This window comes from Candidatus Aeolococcus gillhamiae, assembly GCF_016464765.1.
GTDB classification, from domain to species: domain Bacteria; phylum Chloroflexota; class Dormibacteria; order Aeolococcales; family Aeolococcaceae; genus Aeolococcus; species Aeolococcus gillhamiae.
Genome location: NZ_JAEKNS010000071.1, coordinates 1 through 5,893, shown reverse-complemented (window position 1 = coordinate 5,893; position 5,893 = coordinate 1). Strand labels below are relative to the sequence as shown.

5 protein-coding genes and 1 pseudogene are annotated in these 5,893 nt (G+C 71.9%); 4 read left to right on the top strand and 2 right to left on the bottom strand.

The annotated features are described in order from the left end of the window. The coding region (locus tag JF886_RS06570; protein WP_502711405.1) for an Lhr family helicase at positions 1–2,565 on the top strand (2,565 nt) is incomplete at its 5' end. Continuing rightward, positions 2,552–3,136, top strand: a pseudogene (locus JF886_RS16790) (DNA-formamidopyrimidine glycosylase family protein); the annotation flags it as partial. The gene JF886_RS06570 and the pseudogene JF886_RS16790, both read left to right, overlap by 14 nt. Positions 3,137–3,298: 162 nt before the next feature. Here the strand turns inward: JF886_RS16790 and trhA are convergent. Both trhA and JF886_RS06560 read right to left on the bottom strand, forming a co-directional pair. Beyond that, a complete protein-coding gene (gene trhA, locus JF886_RS06565) occupies positions 3,299–4,006 on the bottom strand; it encodes a PAQR family membrane homeostasis protein TrhA (protein ID WP_337310782.1) in 708 nt (235 codons plus the stop codon). A gap of 100 nt (positions 4,007–4,106) precedes the next feature. After that, on the bottom strand, positions 4,107–4,799 hold the full coding sequence (locus JF886_RS06560) for a hypothetical protein (RefSeq protein ID WP_337310780.1): 693 nt from the start codon (positions 4,797–4,799) through the stop codon (positions 4,107–4,109). A 159-nt stretch (positions 4,800–4,958) separates the two neighbouring features. Here JF886_RS06560 and JF886_RS06555 point away from each other — a divergent pair, with 159 nt between their 5' ends. Together JF886_RS06555 and JF886_RS06550 are read left to right on the top strand one after the other, a co-directional pair. Continuing rightward, positions 4,959–5,636: a hypothetical protein gene (locus JF886_RS06555; protein WP_337310778.1), complete on the top strand. Its 678-nt coding sequence runs from the start codon at positions 4,959–4,961 to the stop codon at positions 5,634–5,636. Continuing rightward, positions 5,633–5,893 (top strand): hypothetical protein (locus JF886_RS06550; RefSeq protein WP_337310776.1); only part of this gene is annotated, 261 nt, incomplete at its 3' end. The genes JF886_RS06555 and JF886_RS06550, both read left to right, overlap by 4 nt.

Sequence of the window (5,893 nt, the reverse complement as noted above, 5' to 3'; positions counted from 1 at the left end):
GCGCTGGAGCGGCTGCGCTCGCGGGCGGGACTCGACGAGCGCGCCGCGCGCAACCTCGTCGCCCACCTCGCCGACCAGGCCGCGGCCACCGGCGCCGTGCCCGACGACCGCACCGTGGTGGTGGAGCGGTTTCGCGACCAGCTCGGCGACTGGCGGGTGTGCGTGCTGACACCGTTTGGTGCGCGGGTGCACGCGCCCTGGTCGTTGGTCGCTGCGCAGCGCCTGCGCGACGTGGTCGGCTCCGACGTGCAGGCCATCCACAGCGATGACGGGTTCGCGCTGCGCATCGCCGAAGTGGATCGCCTCCCGGACATGGCCGGTCTCTTCCTCGATCCCGACACCGTCGTTGCCGAGGTGACCGAGCAGCTCGAGGGGAGCTCGATGTTCGCGTCGCGCTTCCGCGAGAACGCTGCGCGTGCATTGCTTCTGCCGCGGCGCCGTCCCGGACAGCGCACCCCGTTGTGGCAGCAACGCCAGCGCAGCGCCGGCCTTCTCCAGATCGTCTCACGCCACCCGTCGTTTCCCATCCTCGTCGAGACGTACCGCGAATGCCTGCGCGACGTCTTCGACCTCGATGCCCTCGCGGGGATCATGCGCGCGGTACGCGCCCGCCAGGTCCGCGTGGTCGAGGTGGAGACCGCACAACCGTCGCCGGTGGCGTCGTCGCTCCTCTTCGAGTACATCGCCCAGTACATGTACGACGGCGACGCCCCGCTCGCCGAACGGCGCGCCCACGCGCTCAGCCTCGACCGCGAGCTGCTCGCCGAACTCCTCGGCAGCGACGATCTCCGTGAGCTGCTCGATCCCAACGCCATCGATGCCACCGAGCTGGAGCTGCAGCGGCTCGACGAGACGCTGCACCCGCGCGACGCCGACGGCGCGCTTGACGTCATGCGCCTGGTCGGCGACCTCTCGGACGAGGAGGCGGCGGCGCGCGGCATCACCGCGGTGTGGCGCGACGAGCTCCTGGGGACGCGGCGCGTGGTCCGCGTTCGGCTGGCCGGGGAGCAGCGCGTCATTGCGGCGGACGACGCGGGACGCTACCGGGACGCTCTCGGTGTGGCGCTGCCCCCCGGCCTCGCCGCCGCCCACCTGGGGCTGACCGCCGACGCTCTGAGCGCCCTGGTGCGCCGCTACGCCAGGACCCACGTGCCCTTCGTGGCCGCCGACGTGGCGATGCGCTGGGCACTCCCGGTCGGGGGCGTCACCGAGATCCTCACCACGCTGACCCGCGATGGCGACATCATCGCCGGCCACTTCCGCCCCGGCGGGGGCGACCGGGAGTACTGCCATCCCGAGGTGTTGCAGCGGCTGCGGCGGCGCTCGCTGGCTGCGCTGCGCCGCGAGGTCGAGGCCGTGCCCGCCCAGACGCTGGCGCGGTTCCTGCCCGCCTGGCAGGGCGTCGGCTCGGACGCCCGCGGTCCGGACCGGCTCATGGAGGTGATCACGCAGCTCCAGGGGATGGCGGTTGCGCTCTCCGTGCTCGAGCGCGACATCCTGCCCGCGCGGATGGCCTACGACGGCCGGCTTCTCGACGAGCTGATCGCCGCCGGCGAGGTGGTCTGGCAGGGGAGGGGCGCGATGGGTCGCGACGACGGCCGCATCGCGCTGTTCCTTCGCAGCGACGCCGGACGCCTGCTGGCGCCGCCGAGCGATCCACCGCAGAGCGATGTGCATGCGGCCATCCGTACCCGCCTGCGCGAGCGCGGAGCCACCTTCGCGCGCGATCTGCTCGACGCCTGCCCCGGGGTGCCGCTCGACGAGGTCGTCGACGCCCTGTACGACCTCGTCTGGGCCGGCGAGGTGACCAACGACACCATCCAGCCGCTGCGGTTTCTGGGCCCAGTGCGCCGTCACCCGCGCCGCCCGCTGATGCGCCTGGTGCCGCCCCGGGCGCAGGGCCGTTGGTCGCTGGTCGCGTCCTCGCGAGAGGAGCTTGCGGGCGCAACCGAGCGCGGTGTCGCACTGGCCCAAACCCTTCTGCAACGCCACGGGGTGGTGACGCGCGAAGCGGTGGCGGCGGAGAACGTCCCCGGCGGCTTCGCAGCGCTGTACCCGGTGTTGCGCGCGATGGAGGAGTCCGGAAGGATCCGCCGCGGCTATTTCGTGGAGGGATGCGGGGCCGCTCAGTTCGCGCTCGCGGGCGCGGTCGACGGGCTGCGTTCGCAGCGCGCACCGGTCGCGACCACCGTGCTGCTCGCGGCGATTGATCCCGCCAACCCGTACGGCGCAGTGCTGCCCTGGCCCAAGCTCGCCGGACGTGCCGCCCGCGCCTCCGGGTCATTCGTGGTGATGCACGGCGGTGAGCTGCGCCTCTACATCGAACGTGGCGGGCGCTCGATGCTCACGTGCGGCGAGGTGGGCGAGCATGACCTCGAGGCTCTCTCGACGGTGGCTGCGCGCATCGGCCGCATCGACCTGCAGAGCATCGACGGCGAACCCGCCGCCGCGCACCCGCTGGCGCCGACGCTGCGCGAGGCGGGGTTCGTACCCAGCCCGCGCGGGCTTGTCGTGTACCCGCAGCGCCAAGGGGCGGCGCACGCAAGAGCAGATGGCCGAGGGTGACACTATCTGGCGTGCGGCGGCGACGCTGCAGCGACGCCTCGCCGGGCGCCGTGTCTGTGCCGCTCGGCCGGCGGCGCTGTCGCGCCTGACAGGACGGACGCTCCTGCGGGTCGAACCGGTCGGCAAGCACCTCTACATGTACTTCTCCGACGGGGTCGTGCTGCACTCGCACATGCGCATGACCGGCGCGTGGCACCTCTACAACGACGGGCAGGCGCGCAGGCGGGCCGCGCACCTCGCCACCGCGGAGCTCGACTTCGATGACGTGCAAGCGGTGCTCTTCGCGGCGCCGGTCTGCGAGCTGATCCGCGCGGCCGCGGTCGGCAGCGGGCTCGGCCCCGACATCCTCGGCGCCCACTTCGACGCCGGTGATCTGGTGGCGCCGGCGCGCGCGTCGGCCCACCGAACCATCGCCGAGGTGCTGCTCGATCAGAGGGTGTGTGCGGGCATCGGCAACATCTATCGCTGCGACGCGCTCTGGCACGAGCGCGTCGACCCGCTGACCGCACCGAACGACCTCGACGACGCCGTCGTGAGACGCGTGTACGGACGAGCGCGCGACCTGATGCGACGCGCGGCGGTCGCCGACGGCTTCCGCTCACCCAAGGCCGTGCACGGTCGCGCCGGCCGGCCGTGCACGAGGTGTGGGACGCTGGTCCGGGCCGCGCCGCTGGGCCGGCCGTCGCGAATCCTCTACTGGTGCCCGTCGTGCCAGCTCGGTGCCGGGACGCGCTCAGACCGCGGTGGGCAGCACCCACTGAGTGATCGCTATCCACTGCAGCAGCGCGGCAGCCAGCACCAGAGTGTGGAAGATCTCGTGGAAGCCGAACGTGCGCGGCCATGGGTTGGGTCGCTGGAAGGCGTAGATGAACGCCCCGGCGACGTACACCGCTCCCCCGAGCGCGAGCAGCCCCACGCCGACCAGGCCCAGGTTGGCGACCAGTCGGGGAAGCAGCACCACGCCGAAACCACCCACCGCCAGGTAGGGGCCTACCTCGACCGCCACTGGGGCGTTCGTCCACAGCGTCGTCAGCAGGCTGCCGAGCAGCGCGCCTCCCCAGACCACGGCGAGCGTCGCGGTGCTCAGCCAGCCGGACAGGGCGATGGTGGCAATGGGGGTGAAGGTCCCGGCGATCAGCAGGAAGATGGTGGCGTGGTCGAGACGGCGCAGCCAGGCCCGCGCCCTCGCCGACCAGCGCCCGCGGTGGTAGAGAGCGCTCACCCCCAGACACGCACTCAGTGTCGCCGCGTACACGGCCGTCGCGGCCCGTGCCGTCCCCGCCGGCGCGTGGAGGATGGCCCAGCCGCCGCCGAATAAGGACACCGGGAAGGCCAGCTCATGGAGCACGCCGCGCAGCCGCGGCCTGACGAAGGCCACCGCCGCGCGGGCGGCATCGGTGACCTCGTCGACCGCATCCCCCAGCGGCGTGCTGCTGCTCACGCAACGCACTGTACCCCCGGCCTTCCGGGGGTACGGTGCGCTTTCGGACACAGATGGGGTTGCCCCGCCCTCGCGGGACGGTTGCCGCGCGGCGACCGGCCTAGTGGATGACGGTAACCGCGACAGCGATGATCGCCCCGGCGCTGACCAGCACGACGCCGGCGTAGATCGCCAGGTTCATCAGCGGCAAGCGCTCCTTGACTTGCTGGAGCGCCGGCCCCCACAGGGTCTGGGGAAGACGGTCGCGGATGTCGTAGAGGATCGAGAACTGGCGGTCACCGAACATCCGCAAGGGGATCCGCACATGTCCGTTGGTGGCGTTGAAGCCGCCGGGGAGCCGCATCGGGGAGGTGGTCTGCTGCGCCCCGTCCATGGTCAGGCAAAGACCGGCGTCGCGACGGTAGACGAGGCCTGTGACCTGGTCCCAGCCGGCCGTGAGGTGATGCTTGCCGCGCTCGAAGGTGACCCCGTCGTGGGTCATGTTGAGGCTGCCCTTGAGCGTGACCGCGGGGACCAGCAGCAGCCCCAGGGTGGCGATCACGAAGGCGACGACCGTGATCGAGGTGGGGGTCAGGTTGCCGAACCAGTTGACCACCACGTCGTAGTCGCCGAGGAGCTCGGCGACGGCGAGGCCGATGAAGGCCAGGGTGATCAGCGGAAGCACGGCCCAGATCGCGAATGGATTGCGCGAGACGGCGTACCCGCGGGTGGGGTACGTGAGCCGCAATCGACCGTTGATCGAGCGGGTGACCGGAGCGGTCGTGGGCGTCTGGACGGGGGCGATGGTGGCCATGAGGGCGATCCTCCCTGCGTGTGGGTTGGCCCCCGTTGATTCTGTGATACCACAACTGTCGCGACTTGTGAAGCGGAAGGAGCAATTGATGCGGGTCCTTGACGGCTTATTCGCGCCGGATCACCATGGACCAGAGCCCGTTCCGCCAGGAGGAGATAGATGTTCCGCCGCCGTTCCAGCCCCAAGGTCGAGGAGGCTGCGCCACCGCCGGCCGGCAGAGAACGCTGCGCGGCGGGGGGCTGCCGGCGCCTCGACGGCACCCAGTGCAGCTACGTCGACAAGCGCTCACGACGGTGCCCCACGGCCTGGTGCCCCAACCACGTCGCCGACGTCGCCGGGTTTCCGTACTGCCGACGCCACGCGTCCACGATGAGCGCGATCGAGGGCGGGGAGGTGGTCGCCGGGCTCCCCGACCTTGACAACCGCGCTCCCTCATTGGTCGGCTGGATCTCCCGCGAGCTCGACGAACCGATCCGCGACGTGCTCACCCGGGTGGCCCCGCCGAGCGGTGCGAGGCTGGTCACCGACCCGGTCCGGTTGATCATCACCCCCGGAGGCAGCACCCGCCGCTGGGCCAAGACCTGGAAGATCGTCGACAGCACCTCCGTCCTCAACCGCGTCTCGATCGAGGTCGACGAGGTCGATGACTGCCACGTGAGCGCTCGGGTGGACACGGAGCTGATCGGCCGCGGTCTGCCGCCCTGGATCGGCAACCGCCAGGCCGGCAGGCAGGTGGATCCCCAGGTCGACGCCGCCGAGCGGGCCGAGTTCGCCGCCGCGATGGCCCGGTCGATCGAGCTGGTGGTGACCGGTGAAGAGGTCGCATTCGGCCATTGAGCGACGTCGCCATCGGCTGGAGCGAGGCGGCCGGCGAGCGTGAGGATCGGGTCACGGTGGTGCGCGCCGCCTGGCGCGCGGCGTACGCGCACATCTTCTCCCGGGCGGAGATCGAGGGGATCTTCGACGGCACGCTCGAGGGCCGGGGCAGCTGGGTCGACGCCCGCCTGGCGCCGGCCGGCACCCTGGCGGCGCGACGCGGCGGCCGGATCATCGGGCTGGCCGGGCTGGGCCTGCTTCGCGGTGGCGACGGCGAG